At 47.0% G+C, this 20,763-nt stretch carries 21 protein-coding genes; 6 read left to right on the top strand and 15 right to left on the bottom strand.

The genetic code is table 11. The features are described 5' to 3' along the window. Positions 1-58 precede the first annotated feature (58 nt). From IEW88_RS15940 to IEW88_RS15950, 3 genes are all read left to right on the top strand, one after another. Entirely contained in the window at positions 59-481 is a 423-nt protein-coding gene (locus IEW88_RS15940; protein ID WP_147905015.1) for a cytidine deaminase, read from the top strand. A 14-nt stretch (positions 482-495) separates the two neighbouring features. Further along, positions 496-1,812 carry a thymidine phosphorylase gene (gene deoA, locus IEW88_RS15945; protein WP_147905016.1) on the top strand — a complete coding sequence of 439 codons (1,317 nt, stop codon included), beginning with the start codon at positions 496-498 and terminating at the stop codon, positions 1,810-1,812. Positions 1,813-1,925: 113 nt separating this feature from the next. Continuing rightward, the gene (locus IEW88_RS15950; protein ID WP_185148638.1) at positions 1,926-2,807 is read left to right on the top strand and encodes a TIGR02285 family protein; all 882 of its coding nucleotides are present in this window, start codon (positions 1,926-1,928) and stop codon (positions 2,805-2,807) included. Between the two features lie 7 nt (positions 2,808-2,814). Here the strand turns inward: IEW88_RS15950 and IEW88_RS15955 are convergent, their stop codons facing one another. The 3 genes from IEW88_RS15955 to trxA all read right to left on the bottom strand — a co-directional run bounded on the left by IEW88_RS15955 (position 2,815) and on the right by trxA (position 5,949). Then, the gene (locus IEW88_RS15955) at positions 2,815-4,110 is read right to left on the bottom strand and encodes an NAD(P)/FAD-dependent oxidoreductase (protein ID WP_147905018.1); all 1,296 of its coding nucleotides are present in this window, start codon (positions 4,108-4,110) and stop codon (positions 2,815-2,817) included. A gap of 49 nt (positions 4,111-4,159) precedes the next feature. After that, entirely contained in the window at positions 4,160-5,428 is a 1,269-nt protein-coding gene (rho, locus tag IEW88_RS15960) for a transcription termination factor Rho (protein WP_147905019.1), read from the bottom strand. Between the two features lie 194 nt (positions 5,429-5,622). Then, entirely contained in the window at positions 5,623-5,949 is a 327-nt protein-coding gene (gene trxA, locus IEW88_RS15965) for a thioredoxin TrxA (protein WP_046518974.1), read from the bottom strand. Between the two features lie 104 nt (positions 5,950-6,053). Here trxA and rhlB point away from each other — a divergent pair, with 104 nt between their 5' ends. Next, positions 6,054-7,325 (top strand): ATP-dependent RNA helicase RhlB, encoded by a 1,272-nt coding sequence (gene rhlB / locus IEW88_RS15970; RefSeq protein ID WP_053423354.1) that lies wholly within the window; start codon positions 6,054-6,056, stop codon positions 7,323-7,325. Then, positions 7,291-8,835: a guanosine-5'-triphosphate,3'-diphosphate diphosphatase gene (gppA, locus tag IEW88_RS15975; RefSeq protein ID WP_343898194.1), complete on the top strand. Its 1,545-nt coding sequence runs from the start codon at positions 7,291-7,293 to the stop codon at positions 8,833-8,835. Before rhlB ends, gppA begins: the two co-directional genes overlap by 35 nt. Before the next feature lie 32 nt (positions 8,836-8,867). Here gppA and hemB read toward each other — a convergent pair whose 3' ends face one another. The 12 genes from hemB to IEW88_RS16035 all read right to left on the bottom strand — a co-directional run bounded on the left by hemB (position 8,868) and on the right by IEW88_RS16035 (position 18,599). Then, entirely contained in the window at positions 8,868-9,872 is a 1,005-nt protein-coding gene (hemB, locus tag IEW88_RS15980; protein ID WP_053423352.1) for a porphobilinogen synthase, read from the bottom strand. After that, positions 9,859-10,620, bottom strand: a complete 762-nt coding sequence (locus tag IEW88_RS15985) for a GGDEF domain-containing protein (protein WP_147905020.1) — start codon at positions 10,618-10,620, stop codon at positions 9,859-9,861. The genes hemB and IEW88_RS15985 overlap by 14 nt, the downstream gene beginning before the upstream one ends. After that, positions 10,617-11,417: a TatD family hydrolase gene (locus IEW88_RS15990; protein ID WP_147905021.1), complete on the bottom strand. Its 801-nt coding sequence runs from the start codon at positions 11,415-11,417 to the stop codon at positions 10,617-10,619. The genes IEW88_RS15985 and IEW88_RS15990 overlap by 4 nt, the downstream gene beginning before the upstream one ends. Continuing rightward, positions 11,418-11,981 (bottom strand): hypothetical protein, encoded by a 564-nt coding sequence (locus IEW88_RS15995; protein ID WP_147905022.1) that lies wholly within the window; start codon positions 11,979-11,981, stop codon positions 11,418-11,420. Next, positions 11,978-12,724, bottom strand: a complete 747-nt coding sequence (gene tatC / locus IEW88_RS16000; protein WP_053423348.1) for a twin-arginine translocase subunit TatC — start codon at positions 12,722-12,724, stop codon at positions 11,978-11,980. Before tatC ends, IEW88_RS15995 begins: the two co-directional genes overlap by 4 nt. Beyond that, a complete protein-coding gene (gene tatB / locus IEW88_RS16005; RefSeq protein WP_147905023.1) occupies positions 12,702-13,088 on the bottom strand; it encodes a Sec-independent protein translocase protein TatB in 387 nt (128 codons plus the stop codon). The genes tatC and tatB overlap by 23 nt, the downstream gene beginning before the upstream one ends. After that, complete coding sequence (gene tatA, locus IEW88_RS16010; protein WP_147905024.1) at positions 13,089-13,352, bottom strand: twin-arginine translocase TatA/TatE family subunit; 264 nt, start codon at positions 13,350-13,352, stop codon at positions 13,089-13,091. Positions 13,353-13,402: 50 nt separating this feature from the next. Continuing rightward, the gene (gene ubiB / locus IEW88_RS16015; protein ID WP_147905025.1) at positions 13,403-15,022 is read right to left on the bottom strand and encodes a ubiquinone biosynthesis regulatory protein kinase UbiB; all 1,620 of its coding nucleotides are present in this window, start codon (positions 15,020-15,022) and stop codon (positions 13,403-13,405) included. 2 nt (positions 15,023-15,024) lie between these two features. Further along, positions 15,025-15,630: a ubiquinone biosynthesis accessory factor UbiJ gene (locus IEW88_RS16020; RefSeq protein ID WP_147905026.1), complete on the bottom strand. Its 606-nt coding sequence runs from the start codon at positions 15,628-15,630 to the stop codon at positions 15,025-15,027. Beyond that, complete coding sequence (gene ubiE / locus IEW88_RS16025) at positions 15,630-16,385, bottom strand: bifunctional demethylmenaquinone methyltransferase/2-methoxy-6-polyprenyl-1,4-benzoquinol methylase UbiE (RefSeq protein ID WP_147905027.1); 756 nt, start codon at positions 16,383-16,385, stop codon at positions 15,630-15,632. The genes IEW88_RS16020 and ubiE overlap by 1 nt, the downstream gene beginning before the upstream one ends. Positions 16,386-16,493: 108 nt before the next feature. Continuing rightward, positions 16,494-17,573 carry a DNA alkylation repair protein gene (locus IEW88_RS16030; RefSeq protein ID WP_147905028.1) on the bottom strand — a complete coding sequence of 360 codons (1,080 nt, stop codon included), beginning with the start codon at positions 17,571-17,573 and terminating at the stop codon, positions 16,494-16,496. 3 nt (positions 17,574-17,576) lie between these two features. Next, positions 17,577-18,599, bottom strand: coding sequence for a GGDEF domain-containing protein (locus tag IEW88_RS16035; protein WP_053423341.1), 1,023 nt, complete (start codon positions 18,597-18,599; stop codon positions 17,577-17,579). Positions 18,600-18,922: 323 nt separating this feature from the next. Between IEW88_RS16035 and IEW88_RS16040 the strand changes: the two genes are divergently transcribed. Next, complete coding sequence (locus IEW88_RS16040) at positions 18,923-20,647, top strand: DUF885 domain-containing protein (protein ID WP_147905029.1); 1,725 nt, start codon at positions 18,923-18,925, stop codon at positions 20,645-20,647. The last annotated feature ends 116 nt before the right edge of the window (positions 20,648-20,763 follow it).

The raw sequence follows: 20,763 nt of genomic DNA on the forward strand, positions 1-20,763 counted from the left end.
ATTCTGAACGGCTTTAGGCGCATAACCTAAGGCCGTATGACCTGCAAGAAATCAGAGTATGACAACAAGTATCCAATGGGCAGAATTAGCCCGAGCTGCAAAGGCAGCATCCGAACAGGCCTATGCCCCTTACAGTAAATTCCCGGTAGGTGTCGCTGTTCAGGCCCAAAGTGGCAAAATTTATACTGGCTGCAATGTCGAAAACGCCTCTTATGGCGGCACCATTTGTGCCGAGCGTAACGCAATAGCTGCTGCTGTTGTCGCTGGTGAGCGCGAGTTTGTTGGCTTGATGGTGTACACCCCACAAGATCAGCTGACTCCACCTTGCGGTATCTGCCGTCAGGTGATTGCCGAGTTTTTTACACCGGACAGCCCGGTGCGCAGCTGCAATCATGCAGATCAACAACAAGAATGGACGCTGGAGCAGTTATTACCCAGCGCCTTCACGCCGTTGTTTCTGGCTAAGAGCAAAAAATTCTGAATCTGGAGTTCACAGTGTTATTACCTCAGGAAATCATTAAACAAAAACGTAATGGCGGATCATTAACCGAAGCCGCTATCCAGCAGTTTGTCCGTGGTTTAACGGACCAAAGTTTCAGCGAAGGCCAGACAGCGGCTCTGGCGATGGCTATTTACTTGAATGGTATGAGCACAGCAGAAACTGTGGCTTTGACCCGTGCTATGCAGCATTCAGGTGCTGTGATGAATTGGACTAATATGCTCGATGGTCCAGTGGTGGATAAACATAGTACAGGCGGAGTCGGGGATAAAGTCAGTTTAATGCTGGCCCCTATGATAGCGGCCTGTGGTGCTTATGTGCCGATGATTGCAGGCCGTGGTTTAGGTCATACAGGTGGCACTATCGACAAGCTGGAAGCTATTCCGGGTTATCAGTGTCAGCAGCCTTTGGATAAAATCCAGCAGTTAGTCAAACAACAAGGTTGTGTCATAGTCTCGCAAAGTGGTGAGCTGGCGCCGGCTGACCGACGTTTGTATTTAATCCGTGATGTCACTGCCACAGTTGAATCTATCCCGCTTATTACGGCTTCTATTTTGTCGAAAAAGCTGGCAGCTGGCCTGCAGGCTCTGACTATGGATGTAAAGATTGGCTCAGGCGCCATTATGAAAAATGTCGCAGACGCTTCAGCTTTGGCTAAAAGTATCGTCAACACGGCCAAAGGTGCAGGCGTGCCTACTCAGGCCTTGTTAACAGATATGAACCAGACCTTGGGTGCAACAGCGGGGAATGCACTGGAAATACTGGAGACTCTGGATTATTTAACGGGTAAATACCGTGAATCCCGTTTGCATCAGGTGACCCTGGAGCTAGGCGCCAGCATGTTACAGTTAGGTGGCTTATTTAACGACAAAGCCAGCGCTATTGCGGCTTTAGAGCAGAGCTTAACATCAGGTAAAGCGGCGGAAATTTTCAGTAAAATGGTGGCCGCTCAGGGTGGACCTGCGGACTTGCTGGAAAAACCTGAACTCTATCTGGCCAAAGCCAAAGTGGTGTTGGATATCAAAGCTCCGGTGGCTGGTTATCTGAATAAAGCCGATACCACTGCTATTGGTATGGCTGTGGTGCGTTTAGGTGGTGGTCGTGCGCACCCGGATCAGGTGATCAATATGGCGGTGGGTTTCAGCGATGTGAAAGCTTTGGGTGCCAAAGTGGCTGCAGGTGATCTGCTGGCACGGGTTCACGCTGATACCGCAGAAGCAGCAGAACATGCGAACGCAGAGTACCTGGCCGCTTTGAGTATAGAAGCTACAGCTGTAACTATCGATCCTATTATTCATTTAGTCATTGATTAACATTGAAAAACGCGCAAGTAAAAGCTACTGAGTCTGGCTTTTGCTTGCGACGAACGACCTTGTTGCTGTGAAAGGTATTTGTTACTGTACTGGCTTCTATGGATGGAGGCGGGATGAAAAGGTTAAGTTGTTGTATCACATTGATGTTATGGGCCTTTAGTGCGTCAGCTCAACCTGTGATGCAATGGTATACCAGCCATTGGCCGCCTTATCGGATCAGTGAAGGACCTTATGCTGGGCAAGGTTCCTTTGACTTGATGCTGGAGCAATTGATCAAAGCTTTACCTCAGTATAAACATCAGATCAATCAAATTCATCTGGCACGTATTGTCAAAGTGTCTGCGACAACCAATGAGAACCACTGCACCTTTGGTTTACGTTATACACCAGAGCGCGATAAGCGCACCTATTTCTCTCAACCTGCAGGCATGCTGCCTAATCTGGCGATCAATATTCTACCCAATCATAACAAACTTAATGCGCTGAACTCAGTTGAGGCTGTACAGATGAAAGAGCTGGTCAAGGATCCGGATTTACTTGGCTTGATTGAGAATGACAGAGCTTATCCTGCAGTGATTGCTGCTCAGATTAACAAAGCAGGTAGTAATTTGGGCAGTAGCTCTATGACGACTATGAATCCGGTGCAACTACTGGCAGCAAAACGGGTCGATTATGTGGTGGATTATCCGAATCGTTTACGCTATTTCGGTCTGGAAGCACGGCAAGAGGTGCAACTGGTGTTCAAGCCTATAGCTGAAATTCCGCATTTCTCTTATACCTATGTCAGTTGTTCAAAAACAGAGACGGGAAAAAACTGGATAAAAGATATTGATGCTGCTCTGAGTCAACTCAAGCAAAATCCAGATTACAAAAACGCTATGTACCGCTGGTTTTCAGAGCAGGAGCAACAACAACTGGAACCTCATTACAACGGATTTCAGCAGACCCGGCTTTTTGTACCAGAGCAGGCTGAAACCCGTTTTAGTGATTTGTAGCGGGCTGTTAATGCAGCTTTAAGCGTGGCCTGATGATTTTATTGATTTTACCTATCACTGAAATCACCACGGTACGGAACCAGCCGTGTAACGCCACCTGATGCATACGATAGAGTGATATATAAGCAAGACGAGCAATACGTCCCTCAATCATCATAGCGCCGCCGACCAGATTCCCCATCAGACTGCCGACAGTACCAAAGCGGCTCAACGAAATCAGCGAACCATGATCTTTATACTGATAAGCTGATTGTGGTTTACCGGCCAAAGCTGCTGTCAGATTTTTTGCCACATGACTGGCCATCTGATGTGCTGACTGAGCTCGGGGTGGCACCCACTTATTATCAGGTAGCGGGCAGCCGGCACAATCGCCAATCACATAAATCTGACTGTCGATACTGCTTTGCAGCGTAGGTAACACCATCAGTTGGTTAATGCGATTCGTTTCTAAACCATCTAAGTCTTTTAAGAAATCCGGTGCTTTAATACCTGCAGCCCAGACCATCAGTTCTGCCTGTAAATGTTCGTTACCTAGTTGCAAGCCATGTTCATCGGCCGCTGTGACTTTGGTGTTCACCCGCACATCTACGCCTAAATTTAACAGCTCTTTGTGGGCTGCAGCGGCGATACGCTCTGGTAAGGCAGGCAAAATACGTGGACCGGCCTCAATCACAGAGATTTTTAAGCGATCACGTTTCATGTCGTTAAAACCGTACAAATTCAGTTCTGCTGCGGCATGATGCAGCTCAGCAGCCAGTTCAACACCAGTCGCACCTGCGCCTACTATGGCGATATTCAGGTTCTCTTTTGGGTGTAAAGGCGAATTCAACTTTAAATAGGCTTCCAGCAAGCGACGATGGAAGCGATTTGCCTGAGCTGGACTATCGAGGAAAATACAATGTTCCTGCACGCCTGGTGTATTAAAGTGATTCGACACGCTACCAATAGCCAGTACCAGATAATCATAAGGAATGCGGCGTTCTTCCAGTACCACTTCACCTGTTTCGTCCAGTACAGGGGCAAGAGTTACCTGACGTTCTGTTCTGTTTAAACCGGTAAAGGTGCCTAATTGAAAGTCAAAACCATGGGCTCTGGCATGAGCTCGGTAAGTGACCTGGTCAATATCCACATCCAAAGTACCTGTTGCTACTTCATGCAACAATGGTTTCCAGATATGAGTCGGGTTTCGGTCAATCAGAGTAATAGCCGCTTTGCCCTTACGGCCAAATTTATTACCAAGGCGGGTTGCCAGTTCCAGTCCACCAGCGCCACCACCAATGACTACGATCTGCGGGGTTGTCATCTGTTTTTCTCACATAAAAAAAACCGGCAACAAGGCCGGTTTTGGGGGGTTAACTATTTTTTTGCCGTTTCATCGACTCAAAAAACTCGTCGTTGGTTTTGGTCATCGACAGTTTATCGATCAGGAACTCCATGCAATCTGTTTCATCCATTGGATGCAGAATTTTACGCAGGATCCACATTTTCTGTAATTCTTCCGGAGAGGCCAACAGCTCTTCACGACGGGTGCCTGAGCGGTTGAAATCAATAGCAGGGAATACACGGCGCTCAGCAATTTTACGCGACAGGTGTAATTCCATATTACCTGTACCTTTAAACTCTTCGTAAATCACTTCGTCCATCTTCGAGCCTGTGTCTACCAATGCTGTAGCGATAATAGTTAAGCTACCGCCTTCTTCAACATTACGGGCTGCACCAAAAAAGCGTTTTGGTTTGTGTAAAGCGTTGGCGTCCACACCACCTGTTAATACCTTGCCTGAGCTTGGAATTACAGTGTTATAGGCACGGGCCAAGCGAGTAATAGAGTCGAGTAAAATAATAACGTCTTTTTTGTGTTCAACTAAACGCTTGGCTTTTTCGATAACCATTTCAGCCACCTGAACGTGACGGCTGGCTGGTTCGTCGAAGGTAGAAGCGACGACTTCGCCTTTCACCAGACGTTGCATCTCGGTGACTTCTTCCGGACGTTCGTCAATCAGCAATACCATCAACACACATTCAGGGTGGTTTGCAGCAATAGACTGAGCAATGTTTTGCAGCAGTATAGTTTTACCGGCTTTTGGCGGTGCAACAATCAAACCACGCTGACCACGACCAATAGGAGAGGCCAGGTCCAACACGCGGGCTGTGATGTCTTCTTTACTGCCGTTACCACGTTCCATACGTAAGCGGGAGTTAGCGTGCAGTGGTGTTAAGTTTTCAAACAAAATTTTGTTACGGGCTTGCTCAGGACGACCGAAGTTGACTTCGTTCACTTTGAGCAAGGCAAAATAACGTTCGCCTTCTTTTGGCGGGCGAATTAAGCCAGAAATGGTGTCACCAGTACGCAGGTTAAAGCGTCTGATTTGGCTTGGTGAGACGTAAATGTCGTCCGGGCCAGCCAAATAGGAGCTGTCAGAAGAACGTAGGAAACCGAAGCCATCGGTCAGGATTTCAACAACGCCGTCACCAAAAATCTCTTCGCCATTTTTGGCGTGGGATTTTAAGATAGCGAAAATAATGTCTTGCTTACGTAAGCGGGCCATGTTTTCCAGGCCCATAGACTCGGCTAAATCAACCAGCTCGTTAATCGGCTTCAGTTTTAGTTCGGTTAAATGCATATGATGGGTTCTTGTTGGTCAAACAGAATTAAATTGCTTGCCGCTGATTAAAAGGAAGTAGGCTTAGGTTTAGTCAACGGAAAAGCGTGGTTACAGGGATTTGTTGCTGCGTTACACATTAGCAGGATAATTTTCAGTCGTCCAGCCGTAAAAAACAAAAAGGCGTATAAAAAATACGCCTTTTTATCGAGGACTTAGATATTGCTGTCTAAAAACTCTTTTAACTGAGTTTTAGATAAAGCGCCAACTTTAGTCGCTGCAACCTGACCGTTTTTGAATAACAGTAAGGTTGGGATGCCACGAATACCAAATTTTGGTGGAGTGCCAGGGTTATGGTCAATATTGACCTTAGCCACTGTGACTTTACCTGCGTATTCTTGCGCCACTTCGTTGAGGATAGGTGCAATCATTTTGCACGGACCACACCACTCAGCCCAAAAATCGACCAGGACAGGGGCAGCAGCTTTTAACACGTCGGCTTCGAAGCTGTCGTCTGACACCTGCAGAATATGTTCACTCATTGTATTCTCCGTTATTGCTGGGCAGTAGTGTAACTGCAAAAAAGTATTGTCAATTTTATCCGGACTGTTTCTTATTGCAAGCGTAACGGTTATGCTTAGCGTGTATGAATAAAACACACTTAACTCAGCATAAATTTGCCGATTTCGCATTGGCTCCACAGGTTCTTGCCGCTTTGGCCGCGCAAGGTTATGACCATTGTACCCCAATCCAGGCTCAATGTTTGCCTCTTGCGTTAGCTGGCAAAGATATTGCGGGCCAGGCACAAACAGGTACTGGTAAAACTCTCGCCTTTCTGACGGCAACTTTCCATCATTTGTTAACCCATGAGCCAAAGGCTAAAGGGCAACCTCGTGCCATCATTATGGCTCCTACGCGCGAACTGGCCGTTCAGATCCATCATGATGCTCTGGCATTGGCCAAAACATCGGGCTTAAAGCTTGCTTTGATTTATGGGGGCGAGGGTTACGATTCTCAACGCCAATTGTTGGAGCAGGGCGCAGATATTTTAATTGGCACCACAGGCCGCTTAATTGATTACCTGAAACAAGGCCTGTACGACCTGTCACAAATCCAGGTGGTGGTGCTGGATGAAGCCGATCGTATGTTCGATTTAGGTTTTATCAAAGACATCCGTTTTATGTTCCGTCGTATGCCACCAGTGACTGAACGTTTGAGTTTATTGTTCTCTGCCACTTTGTCTTACAAGGTGCAGGAACTGGCATTTGAGCAGATGAACCAGCCCGTGCATATTCACGTGGCGCCTGAACAAATGACCGGCTCACGTATTTCTGAAGAATTATTTTATCCGTCAGACGAACACAAAATGAAATTGTTGCTGACGCTGATGGAAGAGGAATGGCCGGATAAAGCCATAGTTTTTGCCAATACCAAACATTGCTGTGAAGATATTCACGCCTGGCTGGAAGCCGATGGTCACCGTGTTGGTTTGCTGACAGGGGATGTGATCCAGAAAAAACGTTTACGTATTCTGGAGGATTTCACCAGCGGTAAACTGGACATTCTGGTCGCGACTGACGTTGCCGCCCGTGGTTTACATATTCCTATGGTTAGTCACGTCTTTAACTACGACTTACCAGACGATTGTGAAGACTATGTACACCGTATTGGTCGTACTGGCCGTGCCGGTGAAAGTGGTAAAGCTATCAGTTTTGCCTGCGAGCGTTATGCACTGAACCTGACGGCTATTGAAGACTATATCCGTCATGCTATTCCTGTCACTCAATACGACACTACAGCGTTACTGGAAGATTTGACCGTGCCAAAACCACGGGTCAGACGTCGTCCTGGACAAGCGCGCAGTGGTGGACGACCTAACCCTAATGGGCCAAGAAACCCACGTAGCCGCCCGCGCTAAGTCGATGGACGGCGCAGGAAAACCGACACAGCATAATGATATTTATGCTGTGATCGATCTCGGCTCCAATAGCTTTCATATGTTGATGGTGAAAGTGGTTGGTGGCAGTGTTCAGGTGATAGGCCGGGTCAAACGTAAAGTGCGTTTGGCCGCAGGTTTAAACGACAGTTTAGTGCTTAGTAAACAAGCCATGACCCGGGGTTGGGAATGCCTGGCCTTGTTTGCTGAACGTCTGCAAGATATTCCTTCTGCAAATATACGTATTGTGGGTACTGCCACACTTCGATTAGCCCGTAACGTCAAGACTTTTTTGGTGGAAGCTGAGGCTATTTTAGGTCAGCCCATTCAGGTGATTTCTGGCGAAGAAGAAGCTCGTATTATTTATCTGGGCGTCGCTCATACCTCCAATTGTGATTCGAACCGTCTGGTGATCGATATAGGCGGCGCTTCCACCGAAATCATAGTGGGGCAGGGCTTTCAGCCGATTTTGTTGTCCAGTCTGAACATGGGCTGTGTGACTTTTCTTGAGCGTTATTTTGAAAATAATGAGTTAAGCGAAGCCAACTTTAATGCCGCTATTGCCGCCGCAGAACATGAAATCCGCACTATCAGCGAGCAGTATCTGACTCAGGGCTGGCAAAATGCCGTAGGCGCGTCCGGTACTGTACAGGCGATGCAGGAAATCTTAGTAGGTCAGGGCAAAGATGAAGTCATTACCTTGCCACGACTGGAAGCTATTATGCAGCAGGCTTTGGCCTGTGGTCATATGGATCAGCTGAATCTGCCTGGTTTAGCTCAGGAGCGTAAGCAGGTATTCCCTTCTGGCTTAGCGATTTTAATCGCCCTGTTTCGGGTGCTGAATATCAGCGGCATGACGTTATCCGGTGGGGCTTTGCGCGAGGGCGTGCTTTACAGCATGTTACCGCAGTTGCAGCATCAGGATGTACGTGCCCGCACTATGCAAAGTATGATGGTGCGTTATTACATCGACCAGCAGCATGCAGAGCGGGTGGCGGATATGGCCGCTACTTTGGCCTCCCAGCTGCATCAGCAATGGAATTTATCCAGTTTTGAAGGTCTGGCCATGTTGCGCTCAGGCGCTTTATTGCATGAGCTGGGCTTGTTGATTGAATACAAAAATCATCACCACCATGGCGCTTATATTATCAGCCATGCCGAACTACCGGGTTTTACCCGGGCGCAGCAACAGCTGCTGATGGCTTTGGTGTATAACCACAGGGCCGATATTCATAAAGAAATTCTGTCGAAACAAACCATGACTTCAGTGTTACTTGCTGTGCGTTTAACCCGCTTACTGCGCTTGTCGGTGATACTGTCAATGCGTCGTCGCTACGAGGTATTACCTGAAGTGCAGATCACAGCTCAAGCTGAAGCTCTGACTTTAACTTTGCCGCAAGGCTGGTTGGAGCATCATCCGCTGATGCGGGCTGAGCTGGAGCAGGAAGTGGAGTATCAGCAGCAGGCGGGTTGGCAACTAAGCATTGAATAAAGGGTCAGAGCTTTGGCTCTGACCCTGGTGTTTTATCTTTGTAGCCAGATCGCGGCTTTTTTCGCAAAGTAAGTCAGGATGCCATCGGCTCCAGCGCGTTTAAAGGCCAGCAAAGATTCCATTACTATAGCTTCTTCCGCCAGCCAGCCGTTTTGGATGGCAGCCATATGCATGGCGTATTCACCGCTGACCTGATAAGCAAAAGTAGGCACTCCGAATTCGTCTTTGACCCGGCGCACTATATCCAGATAAGGCATACCGGGTTTGACCATTACCATGTCCGCGCCTTCCTCCAAATCCAAAGCTACTTCACGTAAAGCCTCGTTGCTGTTGGCTGGGTCCATCTGATAGGACTTTTTATTGCCGCCTTTTAAATTGCCAGCTGAGCCTACTGCATCGCGGAAAGGCCCGTAATAAGCAGAAGCATACTTAGCTGAATACGCCATAATTTTGGTATTTACATAACCCTCTGCTTCCAAAGCAGAGCGGATAGCACCGATACGGCCATCCATCATGTCAGAAGGGGCTACTATGTCAGCGCCCGCTTCTGCATGAGACAAGGCCTGCTTCACTAAAATGTCTGTGGTAATGTCGTTCAGCACATAACCGTCGTCATCAATAATGCCGTCCTGACCGTGAGTAGTGAAAGGGTCGAGTGCAACATCAGTGATCACGCCTAATTCAGGCACATGTTGTTTTAACATCCGTACCGCACGTTGCGCTAAGGCGTCAGGGTTGTAAGCTTCCTCAGCTAACAGAGATTTTTTCTCTGCAGCGGTCACAGGGAATATCGCAATAGCTGGAATGCCCAAAGTGGCCAATTCTTTTGCTTCTTCCAGTAGCAAATCCAACGACAGACGCTCAATACCCGGCATAGAGGGAATGGATTGGCGCTGGTTTTCACCTTCGACAATAAACATGGGATAAATTAAGTCATCGACCGTCAGACGATTTTCGGCCATTAAGCGACGACTGAAATCAGACTGACGCATACGGCGTAAGCGGCTGGCAGGGAAATACTCGTTAAACTGACTCATCTGGAGTCTCCTGTACTGGGATCACAACCTCAGGGTTACAAACAACCCTGTTTCGACCTTCATTTTTCGCCCGATACAGAGCTATATCTGCGGCTTGAATATAATCAATGCTGACACTGTTGATTTCAGCTACGCCAGCATAACAACCAATACTGACACTGATAGACAGCTCCAGCTTTTCATGCTGAATACGCTGGTTTTCCAAACAAAGCCGTAGCTGCTCTGCTAACAGCATGGCACCTTCGGAATCCGTGTTCGGTAAAATGATGGCAAACTCTTCGCCACCGTATCTGCATAAATAATCGGTGCTGCGTTTGAGCTCTTGCTGGAGGCTTTGAGCAACTTCCTTAATGACTAAATCACCTACCAGATGGCCATGATTGTCATTAAAGGATTTGAAGTGATCTATATCGATCATTAATAGAGCCAAAGTGCTGCGTTCACGACGACTACGTTTAATTTCCGCACTGAGTTTCTGATCAAAAAAAGCCCTGTTTCGCACTCCGGTTAAGGCATCTATAGTACTTTGTTGCTCCAGCAGCTTGTTTTTTTCTGCCAGTTCAATCAGCGTGATCTGTAATTCGAGTGTACGTTGCTGAATACTATCCTCGAGTTGATCCGCAACCGTCATTTGCCATTTTTTTTGCTGCAGGTAAAACAGTAGCCAGGATGCTAAAGCAGTTAAAACTACGCCACTGCTGAATCCGATCAGTAACTGCTGCCAGTTCAGCTGTAGCCATTGCATCATAGAGGGTACTCATCTGCTGTAATTTGAAACAGCACCTGGCTGTTCTTTCTGCTGTATGCAGCGATATCATCGAGGCTGTAGCCAGTTAGACTGGCAAATTGTATTGCTATTTCTGACAGATAAGCGGGTTCATTCCGGCTTGATTTTGGTTTAGGAACCAATGTTTTTGGTAATAAAAAAGGTGCGTCTGTTTCCAGTATCAATCTGTCCAGTGGCAAATAGCGGACAGCTTCTCTCAAACTCTGACCACGTTTTTCGTCACATAACCAACCGGTAATACCAATATACAGGCCCAAATCCAGATAAGCTTTTAGTTGAGCTTTATCGCCTGTAAAACAATGAGCTACACCTGCCAGACCTTGATAACGCTGTAGCATCTGATATTGAGTCGTAAAGGCATCGCGCTCGTGCAGATAAATCGCTTTGTTATGTTCAGAGGCCAGTTGCAGTTGTGCTTCAAACACCTGTATTTGGTTTTGTGGTGTAGAAAAATTCCGATTGAAATCCAGTCCACATTCACCAACGGCAACCACTGAAGGGTGTTGCAGTAAACTGCTTAATCGGCAGATCCAGTCAGCTTGTACCTGGTCGGCCTGATGCGGGTGTACACCAGCAGTGCAATACAATCTTGGATCGGATAAAGCATAAGCTTGTTGCAGCTCAGACTCTTCAATGTCACTGCTAATCAACAACATACCAGATAAACCATGGTGCCAGGCATTGGCCAGTACCTGCTCCCTATCTAGCGAAAAGCGCGGGTTAAATAAATTAATCCCGGCATCAAACCAAGCTTTCATTTATTTGTCCCGACGGACTCTGGTTTTTTTAAACTGACCTTCTTTATTGATAAAAAACGAGTTAAATGCGCCACGCTGCAGTTGATAAGATTCTCCAATCGAAGCGGTGAATGCTTCTTTGATCACCTGGCGCCAGACCTGACCGTTTTCAAAAGTGAAAATCAGTTCTCCGTAAGGAGTTTTGCCGACCTTAGCTAAGGTTAACGTCAAACTTTCTTGTGGGGCTTCCTGCTGCACCCTTTTGTGTTCAAGACCAAACTCCTCAATCGCCTGAGAAGGTGCAGGAGCGGCTTCGGCTACCGTTGCTGTTGTTGCCACTGGCACAGCTGCTGCTACAGGTGCAGTCGCCACTGCAGATGAAGCTGATTCTGCTACCGCAGTGGCCACAGGCGTTGCTACTGGAGCTGCACTTTTTACTACGACTAACTCAATACGGTCAAAACAGGCCAGACGTTGTTCGTTTGACGTGATGCTTTGGCAGTTAATGATTTGATTCTCTAGCACTTGGGATGCATGCAGTGGTGCGATAAAACCCATTACCAATAAAGTCAGGTATTTGTTCATGAATTAGTCTCATCTGTCTCTGTAGAAGTAACATAAAACCGGCTCAGCCACAGACCCAATTCGTAGAGTAAACACATTGGGACTGCCAGCAATGTCTGGGATAATACATCAGGTGGTGTCAGCAACATACCGATAATAAAGGCAAATACAACAAAATAAGGACGTTTTTCAACCAACTGTTGCCTTGTTACTGCACCTGTCCATACTAATAACAACACAGCGACCGGAATTTCAAAAGATAAACCAAAAGCGAAAAAAAGTTTTAAAACGAAATCGAGGTAGCTGCTGATATCCGTCGCTATCGTAACTCCTTCAGGCGCGACACTGGTGAAAAAGCCAAAGACCAGGGGGAAAACCACGTAGTACGCAAAGGCGATGCCACAGTAAAACAGCAGAGTGCTGGAGATGATCAGAGGTGCCACCAGATGCTTTTCTTTTTGATAAAGAGCAGGGGCTACAAATAACCAGATTTGCCACAACATATAAGGCACAGTCAGGCATAAAGCGACAATGAAGGTCAGCTTAAAAGGGGCGAAAAATGGCGCAGCCACATCGGTGGCTATCATAGATGCGCCTGCCGGTAGCACAGCCATCAAAGGTGACGCCATCAGGTGGTAGATATCAGCGGCAAAATACGCCAAAGAGATAAACACCAGCAATACCGCCATCACTGTATTGAGCAGACGGCGGCGTAATTCAATCAGGTGGCCTAACAGGCTGTTAGGGTTTGTGGTTTTTGTCATCTGTTACTACTGGGTCCGATACAATCGAAGAAGGTGCAGCTGCAGGCTCTGCTGGCTGTGTTTGCGCAGAGTGAACCGTAGCCGGATAGGGATTGGTGACATCAGCTGCCGCTTGTCGTAGTTCAGTGATGGCCTGCATCTCTTCAGTGGTCAGGTTTAACAGGCCTTTTTCTTCGGCCTGCTTTAACTTGTCGTGTAGTTCCTGCACCCGTAATTCGTCATTTAATTCCGCCTGCATTTGCTGACCAAATTGTTTTACATTACGAATAAAGCCACTGACACTGCGGATAGCGCCTGGCAGTCGCTCCGGGCCTAACACCAACAGAGCAACTACGGCTATGACCACTAATTCCCAAAAGCTCATTTAGCGTTGTTCAGGAGTTTTAGGTTGTTCAGTGCTGGCAGGAGCTGTGTCTTTCGCTTCCGCCTTTAATTGCGGCTGTTGAGCCTGAACAACCGGTGCTGCCTGATCTGCAGTATCTTCCGGATCTTTGACCGAATTACGGAAACCTTTAATGGCAGAACCTAAATCTGAACCTATACCACGCAGACGCTTTGTGCCAAACAGCAGGACAATAATCACCAGGATGATCAATAACTGCCAAATACTAATGCCACCAAAACCCATGTTATTCTCCTTTCATATACAAACTCAAAACGAACCTGATGGCCCGTCTGTTAATTTTTAAAACAAAAAACCAGCGCAATCAGCGCTAGTCCCGCCGCTGTTATAGACCAGCCAGATGTCAGTAATAAGACAGCTGCTAATAAACTACAACCTGCCAGCACTGCGTTGGCCAGTTTTTTAGTCTGGTGTTGCTGTTGTGCCTGTACTTGCTGCAATTTCGCTAACAATTGAGCTTGTTGTTTGGGGCCTTGTTGCAAATACTGATGCAACAATCCCGGCATTTCCGGCATTTTTTCTGCCCAAAATGGTAAATTCGCTTTCACTTCGCGCCACAAGGCGGCAGGCCCCATCTGCTGTTTGACCCAGTTTTCCAGAAATGGTTTGGCTGTTTGCCATAAATCCAATTGTGGGTATAACTGACGCCCTAAACCTTCAATATACAGCAGGGTCTTTTGTAACAATACCAGTTGCGGTTGAACCTGCATATTAAAACGACGGGCTGTGTTAAACAGATTAAACAGCACCTGGCCAAAAGATATATCTTGTAGCGGTTTCTGGAAAATAGGCTCACAGACGGTGCGTATAGCACTTTCAAATTCTTCGACACTAGTGTCAGGGGGAACCCAGCCTGAATCCACGTGCAACTGCGCCACTTTTAAGTAATCGCGGTTGAAAAAGGCCACAAAATTTTCTGCCAGATAGCGTTTGTCTTCTTTATTTAACGTACCGACTATACCGCAGTCTATGCCGATATATTTTGGGTTGTGCGGTGTTTCAAAAGAGACAAAAATATTACCCGGATGCATATCGGCATGGAAAAAACTGTCGCGAAATACCTGAGTAAAGAACACCTCTACGCCACGTTTAGCCAGCAGTTCCAGATTGGTCCCCTGAGAGCGCAGTGCTTCTAAATCTGAGACCGGAATACCATAAATCCGTTCCATCACCATCACGCCTGGTCTGCTGTGATCGGCGTAAACATAAGGGACATAGAGTGAGTCTGAACCCTCAAAGTTCCGTTTCAATTGAATGGCATTGGCGGCTTCGCGTTGTAAGTCCAGCTCATCCAGAATAGTTTTGCGATACTCCGCCACCACTTCTTTAGGGCGTAATCTTTTGCCATCCGGCAGATAACGGGCCACTAAATCAGCTAAAGCGTCCATCAGCTCTAAATCAGCCAGAATTTGTGGTTTGATATCAGGCCGAATCACCTTAATCACCACATCAGCCAAAGTGCCGTCTGCTTGTTTTAGCTGAGCTGTGTGAACCTGTGCAATAGAAGCTGAAGCCAGTGGAGTTTCATCAAACCGTTCAAATAAGTCGTCAATCTGTTGTAAACCCAGTTGCTGAATGATCAACTGTCTGGCTTGTTCGCCTGGAAAGGCTTCTACTTTATCCTGTAATTTGGCAAGTTCATCCACCCACTGCGCAGGAAATAAATCACGACGGGTGGATAACATCTGACCAAACTTCACCCAAACCGGCCCCAGTTGCTGTAAGGCTAAGCGTAAGCGCTCGCCTTCAGTTTTATCCGGGTGTTTGTTGCGTAACCAAAATGCAGCGCTGCGTACTGCTCGGAAATACCAGGGTTGCCACTGCGATGGGATCAATTGCTCCAATCCGTACTGCAGCAAAGTTTTTAAGATGTGGTAAAAGCGGCGCAGACCCAAAATTACTCCTGCCTGAAGGCGTTATGACGACTTAATACATCTAATCGCGCTTGCAACTGACTGACATCACGGCTGAACTGGTTCATCTCGGCCTGAGTCGGACTCAAAGCCAGCTCGTCCTGAGCCAGTTCGACAGTCGCTTGTTCCAGTTGTTGTAACTGGGTTTGAATGTAAAGCTGTAACTGCTTTATCGCTATGGCCACTTTATGCGCCAGCGCATCCCCCAGCCACTGCGAGAGCTGCTGTTCCCAGTCCGGATTGAGGTGTTGTAGCAAAGAACTAAATTGCTGAGCGACCTGCAGATCGCCTTCAATCTGCAGCTTGTCTTGCTTAATCAGGCGGGTGAGCTGACTGGGATCATTCAGCTTTTGCAAGGTTGTAAGGTCTGTGACTATGACACAATCAACTTTTTCGTTGTGCTGATTCAGTAATAAGCTGTCTGCCGTAGCGGATAAAACAAAACGCCAGGGTAACTCCTGTAACTGCAAAGCCAGTTGTTTACCTTGTACTTTTTGTAATAAAGCCGGGGAGGCCGGATCCATAGCCACAACCTTGTGCAGCACTTTTTCCAAAGTAGCGCAAATCAGTTGTGGCACTAAACTCAACATCAGAATTTATAACCTTTATGCAGAGCTACTATGCCGCCTGTCAGGTTGTGGTAGCTGACATGCTCAAAACCTGCGGTTTCCATCATCTGTTTTAAGGTGTCCTGATCCGGATGCATCCGGATAGACTCCGCCAGATACTGATAACTTTCTTTGTCGTTGGCGACCAATCCACCAATAGTAGGCAGTAGTTTGAAGGAATACAGATCGTAGACTTTGCTCAGCCACTCGTACTCAGGTTTGGAAAACTCCAGCACCAGTAAACGGCCACCAGGTTTTAATACTCTGTACATAGAACGTAAAGCCGCGTCTTTGTCGGTAACATTACGCAGACCAAAACCGATACTGATGATATCAAAGCTGTTGTCGGCAAAAGGCAAGGCTTCCGCATTGGCCTGCACATAATCGATATTATTGACCAGACCTAAGTCGCGTAATTTATCGCGACCGACATTCAGCATAGACTCGTTAATATCGGCGAGAATCACTTTGCCGGTTGGGCCTACTCTTTTAGAAAACAGCGCTGTGATGTCACCTGTGCCACCGGCCAAATCCAATACCTGATGACCAGGCCGCACACCGCTGCAGTCAATGGTGAATCTTTTCCACAGTCGGTGGATGCCCATCGACATCACATCGTTCATCAGATCGTATTTGGCCGCAACAGAATGGAATACATTGGCCACAAGCGAGACTTTTTCAGTCTGCTTTACAGTTTTAAAGCCAAAATGAGTGCTATCAGGTTGCTGGTCAGTCATAAAAAAGCCTTTGGCTGTTCGTTGTGAACTAAAGTGGCGCTAGTGTAAAAGATTCGGCGGCTTACGCCAACTTATCCTGTATCTTTATGCAGCTCTGTCTGTTTCAGATCAATCTCTGGCAAACTGAAAAAAACATTCTGCATAACAATGGCCGTTGAGCATAATTTGCAGATGATGCTGGCCGGGATAATGTTTGCGGGTGGTCAGGTCGGTAAAAGCGTGACGACGTTCAAACTTCAGGTTCTGACCTGTCCAGGCTTTGTTACTTAACTGAAATACCTTGTAATTTAACTGACCGGATTTTTTCCGGTAACCAATTTTGTATTCCAGTCTTAACGCTGCCTGCAACTGTTCTGGACCAGACAGCTCTATCGCAAAATGCAAAGGCTGTTCAGTCGAGACTTGTGCATTGAGCATATTCAGCTGTACCTGCAAAGGTAATTGCTGCAAGCCAAACAAAGTCAGAGCCCGTGGATGCCCCTGCTTAAGCAGGCCCCGTAACGCATGTTTGATGATCCAGTCAGTGACTTGATGCTGCCCAAACCAGCTACACGCTATATCCAACACCAGTTCCGGATGATCTTTACTGATGTCATTTAAGTGGTTGGCCACACTGCGCTGCACATAAGGTTGTGCATCGGTCTTCAACTGCTCCAGTAGTGGTACTAAAGGGCTTGGGTCATTTTTGAAACTTTTCAGCGCCATACCCCAGGGTAAACGAGGTCGTGCCCCTTCACTGGCTAATCGGCGCAGATGCAGATTGTCAGAGCCCGCCCAGGCTTTCATTTGATCTAAGGTAAGTTCGGGGTAGCGCTGGAAAAAAGGCCGGATGGCAAACTCGCCTGTAGAAAAACAAGTGAAATGAGCCAAAGCCTGAAAAGAAGTATGCGGGTCGTCCAGGCCATAGACTTCCACATAGTCGGCAAACACAAAACCCTGCAAACCGGAAAAATGACTGCTGACAGGGATTAACACGGCGATAGCATCTGGATAAGCCAAATTCAGACTTTGGTGCAAGGCCTGACTGATGCAGCGAACTCTGGCTTTGAGTTCCAGTTGCTCCCAGTCTGCGCCTTGGGTGCGCTGCAAAAATGTTTCGCTATCAAAAGCAGGAGACTGGTGTTGGCATAAGGCGGAGAGTTGCTGCAAAAATGCCCTGTTAAAAACCTCTTTTAGCAAGCTGGCCATAATTTAATTGGCCAGCATTAGCTCTGTCGCGACCTGATTACGACCACGCACTTTGGCTTCCAGCAATACTTTACTACTGCGGGATAAAAACTGATGCCAGTTTTCCGCTGTGTTATAGATGCTGACACCGAGCGATATAGTGATTTTAGGTAAGGTCTTTTTACTTTTTGCTGAGACAAACCTTAGTTTCTCTACTCCTTTACGCACTTGTTCGGCGATTTCACCTGCAGTACGTAAATCAACATCAGGTAACAAAATCAGGAATTCTTCACCGCCAGAACGCACAGGTAAGCCACTTTCCTGTACATAACTGGCAATTTTGCGGGCTACTTTACTTAAAATCACATCACCGACGCCAAAGCCATAGTCCTGATTAAACTGGGAGAAATGATCTAAATTCACCGCTATGGCGGCAATACGGCGCCCCGGATTTTCAGTCAGCCATAAATCCAGATGCTCCTGCATCGCCAGCCTATTGTACAAGCCAGTGAGCGGATCCAGTTGACGTTCTTTTTTCAGATGGTCCAGTTCAGAGCGCAGCGTGTGGCACTGCTCGTTCGAAAAGTCGAGTTGGTCTTTGAGTTTTTGCTGACTGGCTTTGATGGCATAAGTCGCGCTAATCACCTTATTGACACTGTCGCGGCTGCGATTGGCGTTATTTGGGTCTAAACCCAGCAGCGCCTGATCCAATACATCAATGTACTGTTGCACTGCTTCGCTGGCAATATCTGTGGTGCCAGATAACTTGCCCAGCATAGTCGTGACCTGGCGGGTGAGTTCTTCCTGACGCTGGTGTTGTGGGCTCAGCCATTGGCTATACAATTCCGCCAGCACAAAATCGTCAAAGTTACTTTGAACTGCCAGTTTTTGTTCTATGGCCTGGCATAGTCCGTCATTTTGACCGTTGATATACTCATAGATCACTGTGTAATTGACCGGATGGGCTGCCAAACGATGCCGCTGCAAAAAAGCGGCAGTCAACGCTGCTTTTTCACTTGCCTGCTCGATTGAGTCCTGATATTTCATGCCAAATACAACTCCACTAAATACTACTGCTAATTTAGCCTTAAAAACGCAATGTTACGCGAAACTTACACAGAGGCAAGCTGACTGATGTTGTTAAGCTGACATATCTGTTAGAAAAAGTCTGCATATCCTGCCTTATTAATGACTTATTTTTTAAGTTTTTTTTCTGATCGCGCAAAAAAGCGCAGATTGTCGGTTAAAAAACGACATTTTTAGCTGTTCTGAGTCAATTATTGCGGCCAGTATCCAAAAAGCGCAGCCCGAAGCGCTGGTCGTCAGAACTGAATGGAGTAGAATCAGGAAAAACACCAGGGAGAAAGAGAATGCGTCAGAGGATTATGTTTTTCTGCATGGCCTTTTTAATGACCGGCTGCAGCAGTCAATCCGCTCAACCTATAGATTTCGATCAGTTTGCCGAGCAGCTATGGCAAGCCGAAAAGAAGTTGGATAACCGCAGCAAGACCAGCTTACCTGATATGTCAGCAGCAACTTTGGCGGCTCAGGCCAAACAAAGACAACAGTGGCTGGATAAACTGCAGCAAATAGATAGTTCTGCTTTGACTGAACAGCAACAAATTAACTATGCGATTTTAAGCTATAGCCTCGAAGACGCCCTGTCGGAATATCAGTATGGCGCGCACATGATGCCTTTGACGTCTGAATCAGGCTTTCACAGCGCCTTGGCATTTATGGTTTCCGGCACTGAATTTAAAACAAAACAAGATTATCTGGACTATCTTGCTAAATTAAAAACAGTCCCGGCTTATATGCAGCAGCAAACGGAGTGGATGAAACAGGGACTTGCCACAGGCATGACTCAACCTAAGGCTGTGCTGGCAGGTTTTGAGCAAAGTATCCTGGCTTTTATCAGCAAAACTCCGGAACAAAATGTGTTCTACCGACCTTTTCATCAAAAGCCGGAATTTATCGATATTGAAAGTTGGCAGGCGTTGCAGTCAGAAGCTCAGCAAGTGGTGACGCTGCAATTGAATCCTGCTTATCAGCAGTTTTATCAGTTTATGGTTGAGCAGTATTTGCCGGGGGCTCGTGACAGTATTGCAGCCAGTGACTGGCCTAAAGGTCGTGAGTATTATCAGAACCGACTGGAGCATTACACCACGTTAAAGCTGACACCAGAGCAGGTGCATCAGATAGGACTTAATGAAGTAGCTCGTATTCGTGCAGAAATGCAGGCCATCATTACCAAGGTTGGATTTAAAGGCAGTTTTGCTGAGTTCATCCAGTTTCTGCGCACTGATCCGCAGTTCTATGCCAAAACCCCAACTGAGTTGCTAAAAGAGGCCTCTTTTATCGCTAAGAAGATTGATGCTGAACTGCCTAAATACTTCAGAACCTTGCCCCGCACTCCTTATGGCGTAGCACCTGTTCCGGCAGAAATTGCGCCTAAATACACTACGGGGAGATATGCCGGCACCAACAGAGATGACAGAGCGGGTTTTTATTGGGTCAACACCTACGCGCTGGACCGTCGTCCTTTATATGAAATGGAAGCTTTAACTTTGCATGAAGCCGTGCCTGGTCATCACTTACAAATTTCGTTAGCGCGTGAACAATCGTCACTGCCCGAATATCGCCGTAACTTTTACACTTCAGCTTTTGGAGAAGGCTGGGGTCTCTATGCGGAATATCTGGGTATTGAAATGGGGTTTTATCAGGATCCCTACAGTGATTTTGGCCGTTTGACTTATGAAATGTGGCGAGCTGCACGTTTGGTGGTAGATACAGGTATGCATACTATGGGTTGGAGCCGTCAGCAAGCTATTGATTTTCTAGCCAGTAATACTGCTTTATCCATGCACAACGTAACCACGGAAATCGATCGTTACATCAGCTGGCCGGCTCAGGCACTGTCTTATAAGTTGGGTGAACTGACGATCAAAAAATTGCGTAAAGAAGCACAACAGCAGTTGGGGCATGATTTTGATCTGCGAGAATTTCATGATGTAGTACTGCGCAATGGCAGTGTGCCCTTGTCAATTTTAGAGCAGCAAGTGGCCAGCTATATTCAGCGGAAAAAGCAATCTTAAAAGTTTTTCATCCAGGGGTCGTTTAGGCTGTGATTCTGTCATAGGATTCTGCCCCTGGCTCTGTTAAAGTGCCGCTGTTTTTGCGTGATCTGGTTGCAGTAAAAGGGAGTGAGTTT

The sequence above is a fragment of the Rheinheimera tangshanensis genome (assembly GCF_014645135.1).
Classification (GTDB): domain Bacteria; phylum Pseudomonadota; class Gammaproteobacteria; order Enterobacterales; family Alteromonadaceae; genus Pararheinheimera; species Pararheinheimera tangshanensis.

Coding starts and splice junctions, on each gene's coding strand:
- IEW88_RS15940 (WP_147905015.1), top strand. CDS start 59: ATGACAACAAGTATCCAATGGGCAGAATTAGCCCGAGCTGCAAAGGCA.
- IEW88_RS15950 (WP_185148638.1), top strand. CDS start 1,926: ATGAAAAGGTTAAGTTGTTGTATCACATTGATGTTATGGGCCTTTAGT.
- IEW88_RS15955 (WP_147905018.1), bottom strand. CDS start 4,110: ATGACAACCCCGCAGATCGTAGTCATTGGTGGTGGCGCTGGTGGACTG.
- rho (WP_147905019.1), bottom strand. CDS start 5,428: ATGCATTTAACCGAACTAAAACTGAAGCCGATTAACGAGCTGGTTGAT.
- trxA (WP_046518974.1), bottom strand. CDS start 5,949: ATGAGTGAACATATTCTGCAGGTGTCAGACGACAGCTTCGAAGCCGAC.
- rhlB (WP_053423354.1), top strand. CDS start 6,054: ATGAATAAAACACACTTAACTCAGCATAAATTTGCCGATTTCGCATTG.
- gppA (WP_343898194.1), top strand. CDS start 7,291: ATGGGCCAAGAAACCCACGTAGCCGCCCGCGCTAAGTCGATGGACGGC.
- hemB (WP_053423352.1), bottom strand. CDS start 9,872: ATGAGTCAGTTTAACGAGTATTTCCCTGCCAGCCGCTTACGCCGTATG.
- IEW88_RS15985 (WP_147905020.1), bottom strand. CDS start 10,620: ATGATGCAATGGCTACAGCTGAACTGGCAGCAGTTACTGATCGGATTC.
- IEW88_RS15990 (WP_147905021.1), bottom strand. CDS start 11,417: ATGAAAGCTTGGTTTGATGCCGGGATTAATTTATTTAACCCGCGCTTT.
- IEW88_RS15995 (WP_147905022.1), bottom strand. CDS start 11,981: ATGAACAAATACCTGACTTTATTGGTAATGGGTTTTATCGCACCACTG.
- tatC (WP_053423348.1), bottom strand. CDS start 12,724: ATGACAAAAACCACAAACCCTAACAGCCTGTTAGGCCACCTGATTGAA.
- tatB (WP_147905023.1), bottom strand. CDS start 13,088: ATGAGCTTTTGGGAATTAGTGGTCATAGCCGTAGTTGCTCTGTTGGTG.
- tatA (WP_147905024.1), bottom strand. CDS start 13,352: ATGGGTTTTGGTGGCATTAGTATTTGGCAGTTATTGATCATCCTGGTG.
- IEW88_RS16020 (WP_147905026.1), bottom strand. CDS start 15,630: ATGTTGAGTTTAGTGCCACAACTGATTTGCGCTACTTTGGAAAAAGTG.
- ubiE (WP_147905027.1), bottom strand. CDS start 16,385: ATGACTGACCAGCAACCTGATAGCACTCATTTTGGCTTTAAAACTGTA.
- IEW88_RS16030 (WP_147905028.1), bottom strand. CDS start 17,573: ATGGCCAGCTTGCTAAAAGAGGTTTTTAACAGGGCATTTTTGCAGCAA.
- IEW88_RS16035 (WP_053423341.1), bottom strand. CDS start 18,599: ATGAAATATCAGGACTCAATCGAGCAGGCAAGTGAAAAAGCAGCGTTG.
- IEW88_RS16040 (WP_147905029.1), top strand. CDS start 18,923: ATGCGTCAGAGGATTATGTTTTTCTGCATGGCCTTTTTAATGACCGGC.